Annotated in this window: 8 protein-coding genes; 3 read left to right on the top strand and 5 right to left on the bottom strand. The window is 43.1% G+C overall.

Going from position 1 to position 20,688, the window contains the following annotated elements; all coding sequences use genetic code 11:
- Positions 1–50: 50 nt before the first annotated feature.
- Positions 51–2,453, top strand: coding sequence for a glycoside hydrolase family 3 N-terminal domain-containing protein (locus HMPREF0106_RS09415; RefSeq protein ID WP_008643912.1), 2,403 nt, complete (start codon positions 51–53; stop codon positions 2,451–2,453).
- 227 nt (positions 2,454–2,680) lie between these two features.
- On the opposite strand, the gene bglX is transcribed toward HMPREF0106_RS09415, so the two are convergent.
- From bglX to HMPREF0106_RS09440, 5 genes are read right to left on the bottom strand one after another with little or no spacing between them, the layout of a single operon-like run.
- Complete coding sequence (bglX, locus tag HMPREF0106_RS09420) at positions 2,681–4,966, bottom strand: beta-glucosidase BglX (protein ID WP_009040339.1); 2,286 nt, start codon at positions 4,964–4,966, stop codon at positions 2,681–2,683.
- A gap of 37 nt (positions 4,967–5,003) precedes the next feature.
- Positions 5,004–6,368: a glucoamylase family protein gene (locus HMPREF0106_RS09425; RefSeq protein WP_157133809.1), complete on the bottom strand. Its 1,365-nt coding sequence runs from the start codon at positions 6,366–6,368 to the stop codon at positions 5,004–5,006.
- 28 nt (positions 6,369–6,396) lie between these two features.
- Positions 6,397–8,505 (bottom strand): family 43 glycosylhydrolase, encoded by a 2,109-nt coding sequence (locus tag HMPREF0106_RS09430; RefSeq protein WP_008643907.1) that lies wholly within the window; start codon positions 8,503–8,505, stop codon positions 6,397–6,399.
- A gap of 23 nt (positions 8,506–8,528) precedes the next feature.
- Positions 8,529–9,995: a RagB/SusD family nutrient uptake outer membrane protein gene (locus tag HMPREF0106_RS09435; protein ID WP_009040337.1), complete on the bottom strand. Its 1,467-nt coding sequence runs from the start codon at positions 9,993–9,995 to the stop codon at positions 8,529–8,531.
- A 45-nt stretch (positions 9,996–10,040) separates the two neighbouring features.
- Positions 10,041–13,070, bottom strand: coding sequence for a SusC/RagA family TonB-linked outer membrane protein (locus tag HMPREF0106_RS09440; RefSeq protein WP_009040336.1), 3,030 nt, complete (start codon positions 13,068–13,070; stop codon positions 10,041–10,043).
- 248 nt (positions 13,071–13,318) lie between these two features.
- On the opposite strand from HMPREF0106_RS09440, the gene HMPREF0106_RS09445 reads away from it, so the two are divergent.
- Both HMPREF0106_RS09445 and HMPREF0106_RS09450 read left to right on the top strand, forming a co-directional pair.
- The gene (locus tag HMPREF0106_RS09445) at positions 13,319–16,174 is read left to right on the top strand and encodes a hypothetical protein (RefSeq protein WP_009040335.1); all 2,856 of its coding nucleotides are present in this window, start codon (positions 13,319–13,321) and stop codon (positions 16,172–16,174) included.
- 96 nt (positions 16,175–16,270) lie between these two features.
- Positions 16,271–20,239: a hybrid sensor histidine kinase/response regulator transcription factor gene (locus HMPREF0106_RS09450; protein WP_009040334.1), complete on the top strand. Its 3,969-nt coding sequence runs from the start codon at positions 16,271–16,273 to the stop codon at positions 20,237–20,239.
- Positions 20,240–20,688 lie beyond the last annotated feature (449 nt).

Below are 20,688 nucleotides of genomic sequence, written 5' to 3'. Positions count from 1 at the left end.
TACTTGCAACATAAATAAAATAGATAAGTACTCTTGCAAAAAAATAAATTATGAAGAAATTACTATGTCTCGCACTGTTAGTATCTGCCGGAAGTATCTACTCCGAAAGTATCTCGGCAAACAACAAACCTACTGATAACAAATCCGGCAACAACTCAAAGGACATATACAAAAAGACCTGGATCGACTTCAATAAAAACGGTATAAAGGATGTATACGAAGATCCCTCCGCTCCTATCGAAGCCCGCATCGCGGATTTGCTTTCGCAAATGACACTGGAAGAGAAAACCTGTCAGATGGCTACTCTCTACGGTTCGGGACGGGTATTGAAAGATGCATGGCCTACTGCCGGATGGTCAGCGGAAATTTGGAAGGACGGTATCGGAAATATTGATGAGCAGGCGAACGGACTGGGTAAATTCGGTTCTGAAATCTCCTATCCGTATGCCAACAGCGTAAAGAACCGACACACCATTCAACGCTGGTTTGTGGAACAGACACGACTGGGCATTCCGGTGGACTTCACCAATGAAGGAATACGCGGATTATGTCACGACCGGGCTACCATGTTTCCCGCTCAATGCGGGCAAGGTGCCACGTGGAACAAGAAACTGATCCGGGAAATTGCGAAAGTCACTGCAAATGAGGCAAAAGCATTGGGATATACCAATATTTATTCTCCTATTCTGGATATTGCACAAGATCCTCGCTGGGGACGTGTGGTAGAAAGTTACGGAGAAGATCCGTATCTGGCGGGCGAATTGGGAAAACAGATGATCCTCGGTCTGCAAAGCGAAGGTATTGTTGCTACTCCCAAGCATTTCGCCGTGTATAGCATCCCGGTCGGTGGACGCGACGGAGGTACGCGTACGGATCCGCACGTGGCCCCGCGTGAGATGAAGACTCTTTATCTGGAACCTTTCCGCAAAGGTATTCAGGAAGCGGGTGCTCTAGGAGTGATGAGTTCGTATAATGATTATGACGGGGAGCCAGTTTCCGGAAGCTATCATTTCCTCACGGAGATTCTGCGTCAGCAATGGGGATTCAAAGGATATGTAGTATCGGATAGTGAGGCGGTAGAGTTTCTGCACACCAAACATCGTATCACCCCGACTGAAGAAGAGATGGCGGCACAAGTGGTCAATGCAGGATTGAATATCCGTACCAACTTTACTCCCCCGCAAGATTTCATTCTTCCGTTGCGTCGTGCTATCGACGAAGGTAAAGTCTCTTTGCATACGCTCGATCAACGCGTCAGTGAGATTCTGCGTGTCAAGTTTATGATGGGGCTTTTTGATAATCCATATCCCGGTGATGACCGCCGTCCGGAGACAGTCGTACACAATGACGCTCATAAAGCAGTATCTATGAAAGCCGCTTTGGAGTCTGTCGTTCTTTTGAAGAATAAGAATCAGATGCTTCCGTTATCCAAGAACTTCAAAAAAATAGCTGTGATTGGTCCGAATGCGGAAGAAGTGAAGGAGCTGACTTGCAGATATGGTCCTGCCAATGCGTCTATTAAGACTGTATATCAGGGAATCAAAGAATATCTGCCTAACTCGGAAGTTCGCTATGCAAAAGGCTGTGACATTATTGATAAATATTTCCCGGAGAGCGAACTGTACAATGTTCCATTAGATACACAAGAGCAGGCGATGATTCATGAAGCGGTAGAATTAGCAAAAGCTTCGGATATCGCTATTCTTGTACTGGGTGGAAATGAGAAAACGGTTCGGGAAGAGTTTTCACGTACCAATCTTGACCTCTGCGGACGGCAACAACAATTATTGGAAGCGGTTTATGCAACAGGTAAACCTGTCGTTCTAGTGATGGTGGACGGAAGGGCAGCAACCATCAACTGGGCAAACAAATACGTTCCTGCCATTATCCATGCCTGGTTCCCCGGAGAATTTATGGGAGATGCCATCGCTAAAGTTCTTTTCGGAGACTATAATCCGGGAGGGCGTCTGGCTGTCACTTTCCCGAAATCTGTGGGACAGATTCCTTTTGCATTCCCATTCAAGCCGGGTTCTGACTCTAAAGGGAAAGTCCGTGTAGACGGTGTACTTTATCCTTTCGGATATGGTTTAAGCTATACGACCTTCGGATATTCAGACTTGAAAATATCTAAACCGGTGATCGGTCCGCAGGAAAATATCACTCTTTCATGTACTGTGAAGAATACAGGAAAGAAAGCAGGAGATGAAGTAGTCCAGCTTTATATCCGGGATGATTTCAGCAGCGTTACCACCTACGATAAAGTATTGCGTGGTTTCGAACGTATTCATTTGCAACCGGGTGAAGAACAAACCGTCAGCTTTACCCTTACTCCTCAAGACTTGGGATTATGGGACAAGAATAATCAGTTTACGGTAGAGCCGGGAAGTTTCTCGGTGATGGTGGGAGCTTCTTCACAGGATATACGGTTGAAGGGGAGTTTTGAGGTCCAATAAACTTGAATAGACTAAAAAGTAACCACTAATAATTCTGTACCGGATGACTTAAAAAGAATAGAGTATTTGAAAAGCCTTGAATTTATAAAGCAACTTCTGATTTAAAATACTTATTAAAATATGGTCAAACAATAAATTGAGACTTCATTCTCTTTCTATCGTTTGACCATATTTGATGAATATACCTAGACTAACCTTAGTGAAAACGTCATTTTAGCATATATGTATTATTGCAAACTGAATTTCTTTGTTTGTACATCGCGGCTATTTCCACCAACCATCACTTCAAATTCTCCCGGTTCACATACCCAATTCAGCGCACTGTTATAGAATTTCAATTGTTTTGCTGTGATATCGAAAGAGACAGTGCGGCTTTCCCCTTTCTTCAAATGGATACGTTCGAAGCCTTTCAATTCTTTCACCGGACGTGCTACACTCCCTACCATATCACGAATATACATTTGTACGATTTCGTCAGCATCATAGTTGCCCGTGTTGGTGACAGTGACAGAGGCGGTTATCTTCCCCCTTTCATTCATTGAGTTATTGCTAAGTTGAAGATCACCGTAACGGAATGTGGTGTATGACAATCCATATCCAAATGGATAAAGAGGATCATTGTCTATATCAAGATAGTTGCTACGGAATTTACTGAACCACTTTCCTGCCTCTAAAGGACGACCTGTATTCAAATGGTTGTAATACAAAGGAATTTGTCCTACGTTCTTCGGGAAGGTCGTAGTCAGTTTTCCACTCGGAGAAACATCTCCGAATACTACATCACAAATCGCGTCGGCTGCTTCACTGCCTCCGAACCATACATTCAGTATAGCCGGGAAATTTTCCTGTTCCCAAGTCATCACAGTGCTGCGACCGGCAAAATAGACCAGTACAACCGGTTTGCCTGTCTTTTTCAATGCTGTCAGAAGATCACGCTGCGCATCCGGCATTTCAAGATTAGTACGGCTGCTGGATTCACCACTCATTTCAGACGATTCACCAACTGCCGCCACAATCACATCTGCTTGGGAAGCTACATTCAAAGCCTCATCAAGCAACTCCTGCGCACTACGCGGATCACGCATTTCACGACCGAACATAGTAGCTTCCGCCTCTCTTTGAGCATCATACATCAGATTTGAACCTTTGGCATAAAGCACTTCCGCTTTACCTGCCAATGATTGCTTCATGCTTTCATACAGGGAATTGTATTTGTCAGAAGCAGCTGCCACACTCCATGTACCCGGCATATTGGCCTTTGTATTGGCAAGCGGGCCAACAAGAGCTATTTTGCCTTTACGCTGTAATGGAAGCAGGTTGTTTTCATTCTTCAAAAGCACAAATGTTTCAGTAGCTATTTTACGGGCTACGGTACGGTTTTCTGCCGTAAAGATATCTTTCTTCACACGGCTTGCATCACAATATTTATAAGGATCATCAAACAATCCGAGCTTGTATTTCGCTTCAAGAATACGACGGCAGGCTTTATCTATTTCAGCCATTGTCACTTTCCCTTCTTTGAGAGATTTCTCCAAAGTAGTAAGGAAACCGTCTGCAACCATATCCATATCGGTTCCGGCACTAAGTGACATGGCAGATACCTGTTGAAGATCTCCCATTCCGTGAGCAATCATCTCGGAAATAGCTGTGTAGTCTGTCACAACAAAACCATCAAATCCCCAACGGTCACGCAAGACATCGGTCATCAGCCATTTGTTGCCGGTAGCAGGAATACCGTCAACCACATTGAAAGAAGTCATCACACTACCCACACCAGCATCAATAGCTGCTTTATAAGGAGGGAAATAATTGTTGAACATACTTAGGTGACTCATGTCTACTGTGTTATAATCACGGCCGGCTTCGGGTGCACCATACAAGGCAAAGTGTTTCACACAAGCCATAATGGTGTTCTTATCTGTCAGATCATCACCCTGATAACCTTTTACCATGGCTGCCGAAATCTCCGAACCTAAATAAGGATCTTCGCCTCCGCCTTCAGCCATACGTCCCCAGCGGGGATCACGACAGATATCGACCATAGGACTGAAAGTCCAGCAAATACCATCGGCACTGGATTCTTTTGCGGCTATACAGGCAGATTCTTTGATAGCCTCCATATCCCAACTACAGGAAAGTGCCAAAGGAATAGGAAAAACAGTCTCATATCCGTGAATGACATCCATACCAAACAACAAAGGAATTTTCAAACGGCTCTGCTCTACGGCAATCTTTTGGACTTCCCGAATATTCTCCACTCCTTTTACATTGAAAAGACCACCGACCTGACCTTTCCTTATCTTCCCGGCCACATCACTGCTCTTAGCTTGTCCGGTGACAATCTCACCCGACACAGGAAGATTGAGCTGACCGATCTTTTCCTGCAAAGTCATCTTCCCCATCAGGTTGTCAATAAACTGATCCATTTTACCTTTATCGGCTTGCGAGGCAGCCATAGCAGTGACAGCAGACGCTGTAATCACTGCTGTTAGCAAAAATCTACCTATTCTCATATTCTGTTTTGTATTTATATTATTCTTTCTTCTGTTTTTATTCGGCTGTTGTAGAAGTGAAACCTAGCTTTTTCAGTCCGTCCTGAATTTCCGAACAACTCATAAATAATCGCCAAAGTAGTCCTGTACGGTGGTTCTCTATCATTGGCGCAATCGTACACTGGTCGATGGCGAGATAATGCGGAACAGTCCACTTTTCGTTCGGTGAGAATGCATCGTAAAATCCATATTTCCCCCAAATCCACGATCCTTGTTTATAGAAACCTTTCAAGGCGGCCATCGACTCTTCCGGTGTGTAAGGGAAAGAGGATAAAGCGGCAGTAGGAGTTATCACACCGAGATCATTGTCGGGCATGTGAGCTGAATAGCCATTTATGGAGTAACTCGCTGTAAGTCCCCAGCAATCAGGTCCATATCCTTTGTAGCCTTTCGGATTAGTGACACAATATTGATAATCACTCATCGCATGATTGCGTACCACATTCCAGTAGTTGGCATATTGATCGGTCAAGTTACGCGGGTCGAGGCCGATGTAAGAGTAGTGTGCCCAGAATAAGGGACCGCCTTTCTCTTCTGCGCCATTATGCTTCAGTTCGAGCGGGTAACCGTAAGGTTTGGAAGCGCTTTTGATGCCACCGCTACGCGCCCACCCTTCATGGTAACAGGCTGCCGGAACGGAATGTGTAGGGGATGAGGCTGCAAGGATATAGGTAATCAGACATTCATTATAGCCTTCGAGCGGGAAGTTCATTTCCCAGCCATAGTTAGGAGACCAATGCCAGTATAATACATTCTGGTCGCCGTTGCGATACCAGTCGAATTCCATCCCGTGCCACAGTTCGTCTATTTTAGCTGCCAGTGCTTTTTCTTTCTCGTTGCCATCCTTTACGTATTGCCGTACACACAGCAGACTTTGCATAAGGAAGCTACTTTCTACCAGGTCGCCACCGTCATCTTTTGTTCCGAACGGTTTCACTTTGCCCGTAGGACCATGGAGCCAATGCGGCCACACTCCATGAAAACGATCGGCTTTTGCCAGATAGTCTACAATCTTTGTCAACCGGGCTACACCTTCTTCCCGGTTGATAAAGTTTCGTTCGATAGCCACCAACAAGCCGGCAACTCCAAATCCGCTACCTCCAATCGTAATTACATCCTGGTCCTGTTGTGGATAAACGTTATCAAGATGTATACGTTCGCAGGCCAGTCCGGAAGTCTTTTCCGCACCTTCCCACATATAGTTGAAATGCGTCTTTTGAATATAGTCGAGTAGTTCATCGTCGTTCGCAAATGCCTCGGGGCGATCAGGCTCCGCATCGGTCACTGTCTTGTTCTTTTGTGTACATGCGCATACCACTACGAGTAGAGTAATAAATATGCCGGTTCTTGTCCATTCCATCATCATATAAAGTATTTCTTCTGATTAATAATTATTGTTTCACGACTTTCGACAACGCCGACCGTCCCGATTCATTCAAAGCTTCAATGGCAAAGTAGTAAGTCGTACCAAGGTCAAGTCCCCGGAAGTCATAATGATCCGCACCGTTCACGGTGATGCAGTTATATAGCTTTTCGGGAGCAATGCCATAATAAATATTATAGCCGTAGGCATCGGATGAAGGATTCCACGAAATCATCGCATTGCGCTTATCCTGTTTGTCACGTGCTACCTTGAAGTTTCGTACAGGCAGAGGTTTCTCTCCATCGGCAAAACCAAACACCCGGAATTCCGAAAGGCAAAAGTTGCCGGATGGAACATGAATGTTTTCCAGTTTCAGATAACGGGCATCCAGCGTCTCACCCAATTCGATGTAGTCATGAGGTACATCTTTATCGTTATCACTTTTATCTACCGCCAGTGTCCAGTCTGTCCCGTTATCACTGGAGTAGATACGATATTGATAGTATAAATCGTTTGCACGATTATGCTGCACACTTTTATGGTCATAGTAGTTGAGTTGGATCGCCTTGATGTGTTTCATGGCGCCAAGATCAATTTCTATCCACTCACCCGGTTCCCCGGTTTTAGCAGCCCAATACGTACGCATATTTTCATCGGTAAGATTGGAAGAGGAATAGATGCTGTCGGTACTGGATACTTTTACCGGTTTCTCATAAGAAAGGAGCATCCAGCCGGTAAACCGGTCAGACGGATTTTTAATATCGTAGTCGGCATTCCAGCAAGGATAATCGCCGAATGCTGTGGTAGAGTACATCACTCCATCCGGATCGAATGCCGTAGGATATAATCCGATACGCCTTTCAAACTTATATTTGAGAGATAACATACAGGTACCCACATGCCAGTAATTCCCTTTCAAATCTTGAAAAGTGCCACTGTGTCCTACTCCCTGTACAAATCCGCCGGGCTTATAGCTCATCGGATTATGCTGCTGGTAAGTGAACGGTCCTAATGGCGAATCACTGACATATACTCCGTCGGCATATACCTTAAACTCCGTTCCCGGAGCACCGTACTGAAAATAATATTTTCCATTATGCTTCGTCATATAAGCCCCTTCGGTAAACGGACGCAACGTCACTTCATCATCATTGTTCATCCCAAACCGTTCCCAGCCATGTTCTTCCGGACGAAGCATCATGATATCATAAATCTTACTGACCGGACGAAAATCATCACGACTGACCTGTACGCCTTTAAGAGGGTACTCGTTACTCGAGCCATAATAAAGATAGAGTTTACCGTCATCATCCAAAAACAAGCAAGGATCCCATGAAGGTAACGTATTACGTTCGATAGCACGCTTGAAACGCCCGGATTTGGGAGACGTGCTATACCATACGGGCAATCCTTCATAAGTAGAACCGGTATAGAACAACGTATCTCCGCTTACAAATGCTGCCGGAGCGCACATATCGTCATCCGTAGGACGACGCTGGAAAGAGGCCGGAGCAAATTCCCAGTCACTTAGATTCTTCGAATAATGGAAGCCTCCCTGGTTCGTGGAAAACAGGAAATACTCATCTTTATAAGTTAACCCCATCGGATCGGCAGAAGATCTGAACGATCCGTTAGACTGAACATTGTTGTTATAAGGTTCATAGTTATAACTAATATTCATAGGATTACAATAGGTACGAGTGACAGGATGCGCAGGGTCATACCACCTTGTAGCTTGAGCAGGCTGACGCTGCACAGACTTATGCTTCCCTGATTGCATAACGATTTTCACTTGCCGGTCGTCAACAGCACGTTTTACATTGGCAAAAGATTTTCCCGGATAATAGGCATAAAGATGCACATCGTTATCAGTAGCCTTCAACGTATAACGGCCTTCTATGTTCGTGTTACAATGAACCGGACTCGAGAAAAACATAACGGTAGCCCCTTCAAGCGGATTACCCTGTTCATCTACAACCGTTCCGGTTATTTCGTATTGATTTACTACCGGGATATAGTAGTCACTTACCTGTCCTTTTACTACTTTTATAGAATCTTCCGGTGGTAGTGCGTTCCCTGCCAAGGCAGAGAACGCTATCCCAGAACTTAGTAATATCTTTTTTACTATTCCTGTCATTTCCTAATTTTATTTAGACATAATTACTCGTCAATCGGTTCGTTCGTCAGACTTGGGATATTAGATACCTGATCGAAAGGAAGCGGATAATAGGTTTTATCTTCAGTCCATCCTTTGGAACCAAGCACAGAAGCAGCCTTACCGGTACGAATCAAGTCGTTGTAACGCTCTCCCCACTCACAAACAAGTTCCATACGGCGTTCATCAAGGATTTGGTCTACTGTCGCATTATCAATCTCGGACATCTTGGCGCGGTCACGCACAAGCTTCAACGGTGCATCACCATCCTTACCCAAACGTACCTTAGCTTCTGCATTCATCAATAGTACATCTGCGTAACGGAATATACGTACATTGTTATTTGCACCATATTTAGTACGACCTGGTGTCAACTGATCTGTCGGAGTATAGGCTTTTCCATTCCAGCAATCTGTTTGAGTAGAGTTCTGCAATTCACGAATCACATCACCGCTTGGAGTAGTTGTACCGGCCAACAGGAACGAAGTCGTAGCACGGATAGTCTCACCACGAGCCGCTGCCCAATCACGGAAATCTTTATATATACCGATAAATCCCCAACCTGAAATATTTCCGTCGTTCGCCGGTCCTTGGAATACAAACCAGTTATCAGCATCTACCATATCACCTGACCCAAGACCAAAATCAGTACACTGACATTCGAATAACGATTCATCACAAACCTTACCCGGAATCTTGAATAAATTATAGTAATCATCATAAAGCTTAAATTTCTTGCTACCGATAATATCATCTGTCAATGTTTCAACTTCTCCATAATTACCCTGATTCAGATGTATCTTTGCTGCAAGCATCTCTGCCGAGAAAGCAGTGACAGCACCATAATGGGCCATTTCATTCGGACGTAATCTCGGAGTATGGTCCATCGTATACTGTAGATCTTCAAGAACATATTTATATACAGCATTGATCGTTGAACGGGTCATGTCGGTTTGAGTATTATTACGCAAAATAGTTACCGGACCAAAAGCCTGTACAAGCCGGTAATAAGCATAAGCACGAAGGAACCTCACTTCACCACAGTAAGAACGGTAATTAGTCATATCATCGTCCGACGTGATATTTTCTGCGTAGGAATCCAGCGATTCAAGAGCAGCATTGGCCACTTTTATGATACCATAATACTGATTCCACATCTCGTTGAGTCCCCAGAAAGAACTGTCGTAGTTGTAGTTACCCATATCAATAAGGGTTGCCTGGTCATCTATACGTCCGGACCAAACATCATCATCACGCACGACAGACAATGGCCATATCACCCAGTGCATACCGCCTGTTCTAACTTTAGCATATACTCCGGAAACCGCTTGATACATATTCTCAATTTGAGTAAAGTCTACATTCTCTTCCGGAACCTTATTTTCGGGCTCTTTATCAAGATAATCACATGATGTATTGCATAACATTAATGCTGGCAACGCATATATTAAGATATTCTTTAGTATTCTCATTTTCTTGTTCTTTTGTTAGATTAAAATTAATTTTTCCATTCCGGCTTAGAAATCAATCTGGATTCCAAAGCTATAAGTAGATGTCAAAGGATAAACTTCTGTATCCCATCCTTCAGCATCGCTCAACTCCGGAGTGAATGAATTCGCCTTAAATGTTGTGAACGGACGGTCTGCCGTCAGTGAGAAACGGATACCCGGCAATGTGTAATTTCCCATCTTGATATTACGCAAACTATAACCGAGAGTTATGTTCTGAATACGGAAGAAATCCGCACTTTCTACAAAATAAGAGTTCACTCTTTGGTCAGATACATTCCAGCCCTTTACCAATGCTGCTGCAGACGGATGCGAGTTAGTAGAACCCGGTCCGGTCCAACGATTCTCATACTGTGCTTTATCAAAGTTATAATTAGACTGTGCATAACGCAAAGCACGTTTACGGTTGTATATCTGTCCGCCTGTTTGACCATACGTAGTCAATTCAAAATCCAGATTCTTCCAGTTCAAACCAAGATTAATGCCGTATGTAAAATTAGGTATGTAAGAGCCAAGTACTTGGCGGTCATCACCATCAATTACGTTATCACCGTTTACATCTTCATACTTGAAGTCACCCGGTACAAGATTGTTGGCTACGGCAATCGGATCTTCCGCACATTCTTCCAAAGTCTGATAAACTCCTACAACCTTATATCCATAGTATGAATTCATTTCTTTACCTACCATATTAATGGTCTTTCCTCCCTTGATAGAGCTCAATCCTCCAAGGTCTTTTACCTTATTCTTCAAATATGAAAGGTTCACTCCTAAATTATATTTGAAGCCTCTTCCGATATTATCATTCCAGTTAAGTGATAAATCAAAACCCGAATTCAGAATCTTACCATAGTTTCCGGCAAGTACGTCATTGCTGAACGGTAAACGCGGAGATATAACAGCTCTTTTTGTCAGGCGATAGAAATAGTCCAAATCTACATTCAAACGATTCTTAAAAGTAGAGAAGTTCAAACCGACGTTTGTTTCATCTACCAGCTCCCACTTCAAATAACTGAAATAAGTTGTATTTTGATAGCCTGGGAAAGTAGAGTTTCCAAATACACCGGATGCAGAATTACCTGTGGTAATTGAAGCAAAACCATCACTTGCAGCTACGTGGTCATTACCCAAACGCCCCCAGCTGGCACGCAGTTTCAGGTAATCAAAGAACTTTTGATCTTTCATAAAATCTTCTTCACTGATAACCCATGCAGCACCAACGGATGGGAAATATCCCCAATGTTCCTGATATTTGGAAGAACCGTCCGCACGCATAGTGAATGTCAACAGATATTTCCCTGCATAGTCATAACTTAAACGGGTGAAATAAGACTGACCGCGATAGCAGTAACCATCATCTCCAAGAGTTACACCTTCAGCATTTCCCTGACTCAAATAAAGCCATTCGTCTTTTCCTTCCGGTACATTATTAGCTTTTCCCCACATATATCTGTACTGTTGTTGCCGCATAGAGTAACCCAACATGGCTCCAAAGTTATGTTTTCCCCACTGATTATTATAAGTCAATATATTATCCCAAATGTAATTGTAATAGTTCGTATCTTTCTTTGTCAATTCTGAAACGGCCTGTTGTTGCCAGCTACTTACATAGTAGGGAGCAATATATTCACGACCGCGAATGGCTGAATAATCATAACTATAACTTGTTCTGAAATTTAACTTCTCCGGTAAGAGTTGGAACTGTGCATAGAAGTTAGTCAATACCTGATAGTTCTCATTTTGTGAATCATAATAGTTGGCTGTTGCCACAGGATTGTAGAAGTTAGCAGTGAAACCAACTGCATCAGGTGATGCATACTTGTCGGGGAAAGTATTATCATTTGCCGAATCATAAACCGGATAAATGCCCGGAGCATTAAATGCCTGCTGCCAAGCTTTATTTTGTGGCAACACTTGGGTAGAGTTACTAAATACACCATTAAAACCGACCTTCAGCCAGTTGGCTGCTTCATAATCGAGTGCTGCACGGAAATTGAGACGTTTATAGTTATTCTCTACATCCATTACACCATCCTGATACAAATAACTCATACCTACGGAATAAGTGCTTTTCTCTGTTCCACCACTAATTCCCAAACTGTGGTTAGTGATAAGCGCACTCCGCAGTAACTCCTTATACCAGTCTGTGTCTGAATCGAATTTCCAGTTATGAAAATCCGGATCGGAATAGTCACCGCCGAATTTATCAATAGAAGCCTTCATGGTAGATACATACGCATCATAATTAGCCTCGAGAAGCATAGTAGAATACTCTTGAGAATTAGCCATTTCTAAAACGTTTGTAGCTTTCTGTACACCTATATATCCGTTATAGGTAATTTTAGCTTTCTGATTACGTTGGCCTTTTTTGGTAGTGATAATAACAACACCATTAGCGGCACGCACACCATAAATGGCAGCAGCCGAAGCATCCTTCAACACGGACATATCCTGAATGTCATTACTATTGAGGAAATTGATGTCATCATAGAACATACCGTCTACAACATAAAGAGGCGAACTGTTGGAAAATGACCCTTTACCACGAATGGCTACCTTCGGCCCTTCTCCCGGAGTACCGCTATTGGTTACATTTACTCCGGCCACTTTCCCTTGCATGGCAGCCATAGGTGAAGAGGCGGGAGTAGAAAGTAACGCTTCCCCCTTGACTACCGTAATAGGAGAAGTCAAGTCCTTGGCTTTGGCTGAACCATAACCGATCACGACCACTTCTTCCAGCTTCTGAACATCATCTTTTAATTGAACATTGATTACATTCTTCCCTTTTACAGCAATTTCTTGAGGTATCATTCCTATATAAGAGAAGGTAATAACAGCATCTTCGGGAACGTTTTCCAAAGTATAGTTACCATTAAGGTCCGAGATAGTACCAGTGTAGGTACCTTTTACATGAGCAGACGCACCAATGATCGGTTCACTAAAGGAATCAACAATAGTACCTCTGATTGTTTTGTTTTGAGCAAGCAGTGTTTGTAAACACAACACTGCAACTACAAGAAAAGTAATCTTTCTCTTCATTTTTTTACGTATTAGTTGATAATAAGGTTGCTAAAAAATCGATGCAACAAAGGAATGGAGTTTTTAAAATTCTTGCAAAATAACGCATACTACGCTACTACTTTTATGCTGTACAACACTACGTTTTTAGTACGTTTATCGCTTGTAGACACTTATTTTGGCATGTTTTTTCGCTGATTTGGGATTTTTTAATTATTTGGTATTATATTTGAAATTATTTTTCATCACTATAATAGAGAGAGTATTCTATGAGACGCACTGATTTTATCTATTTATTATTTATTTTCATAGGAGGATGTTTATCCCCGGTAATAAGTCATGCATCTACATTTATGCCCATTGTGACCAACTATACTGCCAAAGACTACCAAGCAGGATTACAAAACTGGGCTTTAGCCCAAGGAAAGAACGGAGAGATGTATATTGGAAATAATACAGGACTATTATGTTTCGATGGCTATACATGGAGTAAATATCAAATGCCCGGTAATCAGCTTGTGCGATCCATACTCATTGACGACGACCGTATCTATGTGGGAACATACGAGGATTTCGGCTATTTCAGCCGCAACTCTCTTGGTATACTTGAATACACTTCCTTATGGAGCCAACTCAAGAATATCGAAACACACAATGATGAAATATGGAATATACTCAAAATAGGTGAATGCATTTATTTCCAATCTTTCAGTTCATGGTTTAAATATGACGGAAAGAAAGTAACCGCACACTATAATTCTCAACATTTGCCATTGTATTTTCATAAAGCGCATGGACGAATCTATGTACAGATGGTCAACGGTGATTTTTACCTTCTGGAAAATGATGAATATAAACTATTGATTAAACGTAAAGCATTAAAAGATGACTCTGTGGTTGCAGTCATTCCCACCGCAGGAGGAAAAATGATTCTATGTACCGAGTGGAACGGACTTTTTGACTATGACGGAAAGACACTTTCTCCCCACCCTACCGCTATCGATCAGGAATTAAAAAGTCAGCAGATGAATCGTGCCGTAATGATTCCATCAGATTCGACAATCGTACTCGGAACGATCCGCAATGGTATTTATGCCGTTGACAAAGAAGGAAAAGAGAAGTGGCATTATGATATGGAAAATCGTTTATATAACAATTCTGTATTACGGCTTTTCTGCGATCGGGATAATAATGTATGGGCGGCACTTGATATCGGCATTGCATTAATCCATACCGGTTCTCCCTATTCCATTCTGATACCTGACCGCAACTCACAGTCATTCGGAATGGTATATGGAGTCAATGCATTTAATAATAGTCTATATATTGCTACTAACCAGTCTGCGTGGTTGTACTCTTTTGCCGGCCAAACAATTGTTCCTATCCAGGGTACCGAAGGACAGAACTGGCATATCAGTACATTTGATTCACAAATCTTGTTGGGAAACAATTTGGGAACTAAAATCATAACAGGAACTACCGCCAGCAATATCCCCGAAACAGAAACCAGTAGCACGTGCCTCCGCAAATGCATCATTAACGGACAAGAAGTGCTCATTGAATCGTCCTATTATAATCTTCGGGTCTACCGTAAATATAATGGTAAATGGAGTTTCTCTCATTCCATTGATGGCTTCTGGAATCCGGTACGCCAGTTCGAGGTCGATCATAGTGGAAATATATGGGCGGCACATATGAGTCTCGGTATCTATAAAATAGAGCTTTCAAGAGATTTAAAAAAGGTAGAAAAGTATACTTATATCAAATCATTGTCAGACGAAGAAAATAATGCAAGCCTGATGCATGTTATGAAGATACGTGGAAGAGTGGTATTGTCGGACAGCAAAAGAACGTATACTTATGATGATATTAACCAGCGCATCATACCTTTCGTACAACTTAACTCTATTCTCAAAAACGGGATTAATATGGCTATACCGGTAGATGATAACCTCTATTGGCTTACCGACTACCGCGGATACACCCTGATAAGATATGATAATGACAATTTCAGGATGGAACGCTTCATCCCTTCCTCTTTTTTCGGACTTGAATGCAATGAAAACAATAATAATGTATATGTAAACAATAACATTACTTATTTCTGTCTCAACAATGGTATAGGGCGTTTGGATATGAATCTAAAAAAAGACACTTTGCTGCAAAGGAATTCTTTACTCATTAGAAAAGCTACTTCTTTGTCGCAGGATTATCAATTGCATCTAATGCCTGTATCTGCCGAAAAGAAAGACAACAAGAAAATATGGGGGGATATAACTTTCCATTTGTCTTATCCTAATTTTAACTACGAACCTCTCCGTTTTTGTTATCACCTCACGGGAAGTAGCTTGGATCTGATGTCAGAATCAGCCGATCCGGTAGTCACATTTGGTAGCTTAGGGTATGGAGATTATCATTTTACGGCTTCAGTGAAAAATGTCGATGGTCAGGTACTTAGTTCCGTAGAATATTATTTCAATAAACCACGCCCATTTTATCTGTCCATATATGCTTGGATAATATATGTGCTTCTTGCGAGTGTAATAGTATATTTATACTCTCGCTGGCATGCTGCCAAAATGCTAAGAAAACGTAATAGGGAGTTTGAGAAAGAGAAAATGAAACAGGACTTCAAGATGTTGGAGCAGGAACATATCATTGCGCAACAACGCGAGCAATTACTTGAAGCAGAATTACAGGTCAAAAGTAAGGAATTAGCCAGCCTGGCTCTCGATGCCGTAGTCCAGCGTAAAGCAGTTGAAAGCTTGAAAGAGGTTATGTCTGAACAAGAGCATAAAGGAATTATCAATCAACATGATATAGACACCATACTGAAGCAGATTAACGGAAACCTGAATGAGGAAGAATTCTGGGATATTTACCACAAGAATTTTGATATGATCCATAAGAATTTCTTCCGTAACCTGCGTAAACAATATCCCAGTCTCACAGCCAGTGACTTGAGATTTTGTGCACTGTTACGGCTAAATCTATCGACCAAAGACATTGCGCAGTTCACCAATCTTACTATTCGTGGAGTAGAAACAGCCCGTTACCGAATAAGAAAGAAACTTGCCATTCCCGGAAATATAAATCTTGTTGATTTTCTAATTGACTTTACATAGGAACATTTACTGAATATTCCTTCTAATTTCGTACTCCTATTCTGTTGGGATTTTCTAAAGAAACTTTATCTTTGTAATGTCAACAATTAAAAGAATATGGTTCGTTTTAATCTTGTTATCACCTTACTACTAATGATAAATATGGCTGTCAAAGCCGAACTGACCAACCGGATGTTCGATGTCAGGCATGTAGGCTATGCAGAAGGCCTTAGTAGTCAACGTGTTTTTTCGATTGTCGAGGATGGAGACGGTGCGATGTGGATTGCTACAAAAACCGGAATAGACAGATACAACGGTCATACGGTAAAGAACTATGATTTACCGGGCAGTTTCTATTATGGCGATCTTGCCGGACGCAGGCTTTACTTATTGTACGACGCACAACAAGGACTGTTTGCCTACGACCATACCGGACGAATTTACCGATACTCCACCATCCTGGATCATTTTGAGCAAGTCCTCCACCTGGGACAATTGATTCAGGAAGAAGTCATCTTGAACAAACTCTGTTTGGATAGTGACGGAACCTGGTGGATGGGGGCGGATAAAGGACTATACAAGCAAGAAGCGGACCATCATATAGTTGCCGTGCTGAAAGGACAATATGTCAACGACATCGCATTTGCCGGCGAGTCGCTTTTTGTGGGTACTTCTAACGGTGTCTGGCAACTGTCACACGCCCTGCCGGATAAGAAACGCCAACTACTGGAAGGGTGGAATGTACAAACATTGTTCTGCGACAAACCGAAAAAAGAACTCTGGATAGGCACATTTGGCAGCGGTTTGTCTGTGATGAACCTCGACACTTCCAAAGTGCTTGCGCTGGAGGGACAAGGGAGCACGTTCCTTCATCCGATACGGGCAATTACAGACTATGATGTACATACCATACTCATAGGCGTAGACGGTGGCGGTGTGTATGCGATAGACAAGGACACTAAGAAAGCCCGTTTACTGATGAACACCAAAGATGACACAGATACTTACCTGCGCGGAAACGGCGTATATGCCGTAACCAGAGACGACCAGGGCAACATCTGGATAGGTAGTTATACGGGAGGTGTATCCGTGGCTATCCTGCTGAAACATCCCATTTCGATATTAGCACACGAAAAGGGAAATACCCATTCTCTCATCAGCAACAACGTGAATGATATCGAAGAAAATCCGGATGGCAACCAATGGTTCGCTACCGATGATGGAATCAGCATCCGAAACACCTTGTCAGGCACTTGGAAACACGTGCTGAAAGAAATCGTAACCATTTCTCTTTGCACATCCGGAAATGGGAACGTATGGGTAGGAACGTACGGAGACGGAGTGTATCTACTGGATAACAACGGACGCGTGTTACGCCATCTCACCAAGCAACAAGGGCAATTGACCACCAATTATATTTTCTCCGTCAGACAAGACATGGAGGGAGACTTATGGATAGGAGGTCTGGACGGATGCCTGATCATGTTTGAAAAAGAAAAAGGCAGCAGACGGTCTTTCGACGTGAATTGGGTACAATCCATTGAACCTATCGACCGAAACCGGGTAGCGGTGGCTACCGTCAATGGTTTCTTCCTGGTGGACAAACATACAGGGAATATACAGCACTATGCCAATTCCCAGGAATTTCACAATCAGAATGTCAGTGCTTATATCATCTCTATGCTGTTCAATGACGACGGAACCGTGTGGCTGGGAACCGAAGGGGGAGGATTGAATCTATATGACATGAAAAACCGGACGGTAAAGACTTTCACTGTTCAAGAGGGATTGCCGTCCAACGATATATATAGTTTGCAGCGAGACGACAAGAAACGCTTGTGGGTCAGCACCGGAAAAGGAATTGCCTTGATAGACAGCCTGCGCGTGTCGAACCTCAACTATGCGGGCAATATAGACAAGGAATATAACAAATCCTCATTTGCCCGGTTGATGAACGGAGAGTTTGTGTATGGCAGCACGGATGGCGCTGTCTTTATCATGCCACTCGACATCTCAACCGTAGACTACTGGACGCTCCTGCGTTTCACAGGGCTGACGGTTGATTATCAAAACGTCCAGGAAGAAGAATCGTTGAGACCCGCCATCCATGATATGCTTGCCGACCGTGCGGTACGGCTCGGCTATAAATACAACTCGTTTACCGTTTCTTTTGAATCTATCAACTATCGTTTCCAGCGCGATATTGTCTATCAGCATATTTTAGAGGGGTATGACAATGACTGGAGCAAACCGTCTGCCGAGGGCAAGGCATCCTACACCAAGGTATCGCCGGGCAGTTATCTTTTTAAGGTGCGCAGCCTGCGGCGCAGCGACGGAAAGACTATCTCCGAAAGCACCTTAGAAGTGAAAGTGAGCCAGCCATGGTGGAACTCGTGGTGGGCTTGGGCTATTTACCTATTTATAATAGGCTTCGTTTTCTATTTCATCCTGCGCTATAAGAGCAACCAGCTCCAAAAGAAATACGACGAAGACAAAATACGTTTCTTCATCGACACGGCGCACGACATTCGCACGCCGGTAACGCTTATCATGGCACCTCTGGAGGATTTGAACCGGGAACAGGATCTCTCGGACAAAGCCCGTTATTACCTGAATCTGGCTCATGAAAGTACCCGGAAACTCCATTCGCTCATCACACAGTTGCTCGAATTTGAAAAGGTAGACGCCCACAAGCCATCCTCTTCATCGGTTCCGCTTTGTCTGAATGAAGTTTTGCTGAAAGAAGTCTCCATCTTCCGGTCTTTTTGCGAGAAGAAGCAGTTGACACTGAATCTGACCCAACCCAACGAATCCGTTTTCGTTTCGGCCGACAAACACCTGATAGAGATGTTACTCGACAATCTTCTTTCCAATGCCTGCAAATACACCATGCCCCAAGGAGAAATCAGTCTGGATTTGAAAGCCACGAAACGCAAAGCCATCCTTTCGTTGAAAGATAACGGAATAGGCATACCGAAGAAAGCGAAAAAGCATATCTTCTCCGATATTTACAGAGCCGAAAATGCCCGGCAGTCACAGGAAGAAGGAACCGGATTCGGACTGTTGCAGGTGCAGCGCATTGTAAAGATGCTACATGGAAAAATCACTTTCTGTTCCGAGGAGGGCAAGGGAACTACTTTCATCGTAACATTGCCGCGAACCACCGTAGCCGAACCCGTGTCGCACGAATCATCCCTCGAACACCTTGCCGGCACATTGGATAATAATAGCCACGAAACGGATAAAATGAAAGATCCGGACGACCGGAATACATTGCTCATTGTAGAAGACCACGAAACTCTCCGTCACTACCTCCGCCAGACCTTTGAACACCTCTATCGGGTGATTGATGTTGCCGACGGACACGAAGCTATCGCCTGTCTCGCCAATGAATATCCGGATATCATCCTCTCCGACGTCATGATGCCCGGCATACGGGGTGACGAGCTTTGCAGAATGGTCAAGGAAAATCCTGACACATCAGGTATTCCGGTCGTTCTGCTGACGGCAAAGGCTAACCACGAAGCAATAGTGGAAGGATTGAAGAAAGGCGCGGATGATTATATCCCCAAACCATTCAGTACAGAGATACTGAAATTGAAAGTACAAGGATTGATTGACAATCGAAACAGGCAACGGCAGTTTTTCATGCGGCAAGCCATCGCTCAAGTAGAGGCGGGCGGCAAACGTGACGACAATGAAAGCAATGAAAACAATGAAAGTATCGACAACAAAAACGTAACGACAGCAAGCGAAACAATGGCCGAGGGTGACCGCCGGTTTATCATGCAAGCTACCCGGTTTGTTCTTGAACATTTGGATGAACCCGATTTCAACATCAATCTCTTATGCCATGAAATGGCAATGAGCCGGACACTATTCTACAGTCGCCTTAAATCACTGACGGGAAAAGGGCCGCAAGAGTTTATCCGTATCATCCGGCTACAAAAAGCTGCCGAACTGCTGAAAGAAGGTAAAAGCGTAACCGATGTCGCCGCCGAAACCGGATTTGTCAACACGAAGTATTTCAGTTCATTGTTCAAGAAACAATTCGGGATGCAGCCAAGTAAATATAGTGGGAAGTAGACAAGCATTCATGTTCGGTTTTGAATTAGAATTAGCTCGTTTCCGGTACAGTAATGAACTGTTTCAGCCTATTCTGACAAGGGTATATTCTCACTGCAATGAGAAAAAGTTCTCATTATAATGAGTATTTCTTCTCATACCTATGAGTATTTTTTCTCATAGTGATAAGTATACTTGAGAATGTTTACGGAAGTTTTTTTGAATTATAATTGTATGAGTTTACCTCATTTCCGTACCGTTCTTAATTAAATGGGAATTTTGCAGTTAAATGAGAAATTATCGGTTAAATGAGAATTTTGCAGTTAGGCTGAAAGCCTTACAATTATATATTTATTGGGCTGCCCTGAAAGGGCTTAATTATATAGCGTAGGGCAACGCCCTACGAAAAAAACACACCAGCCACAAGCCCTGAAAGGGCGGAACCGTATACAATTATGCCCTTTCAGGGC

Origin of the sequence: Bacteroides sp. D22 (assembly GCF_000163675.1) — a bacterium.
In the GTDB taxonomy this organism is placed as follows: domain Bacteria; phylum Bacteroidota; class Bacteroidia; order Bacteroidales; family Bacteroidaceae; genus Bacteroides; species Bacteroides xylanisolvens.
Note: the sequence above shows the minus strand (reverse complement) of the source record. Positions and strands in the feature narration are given on the sequence as shown.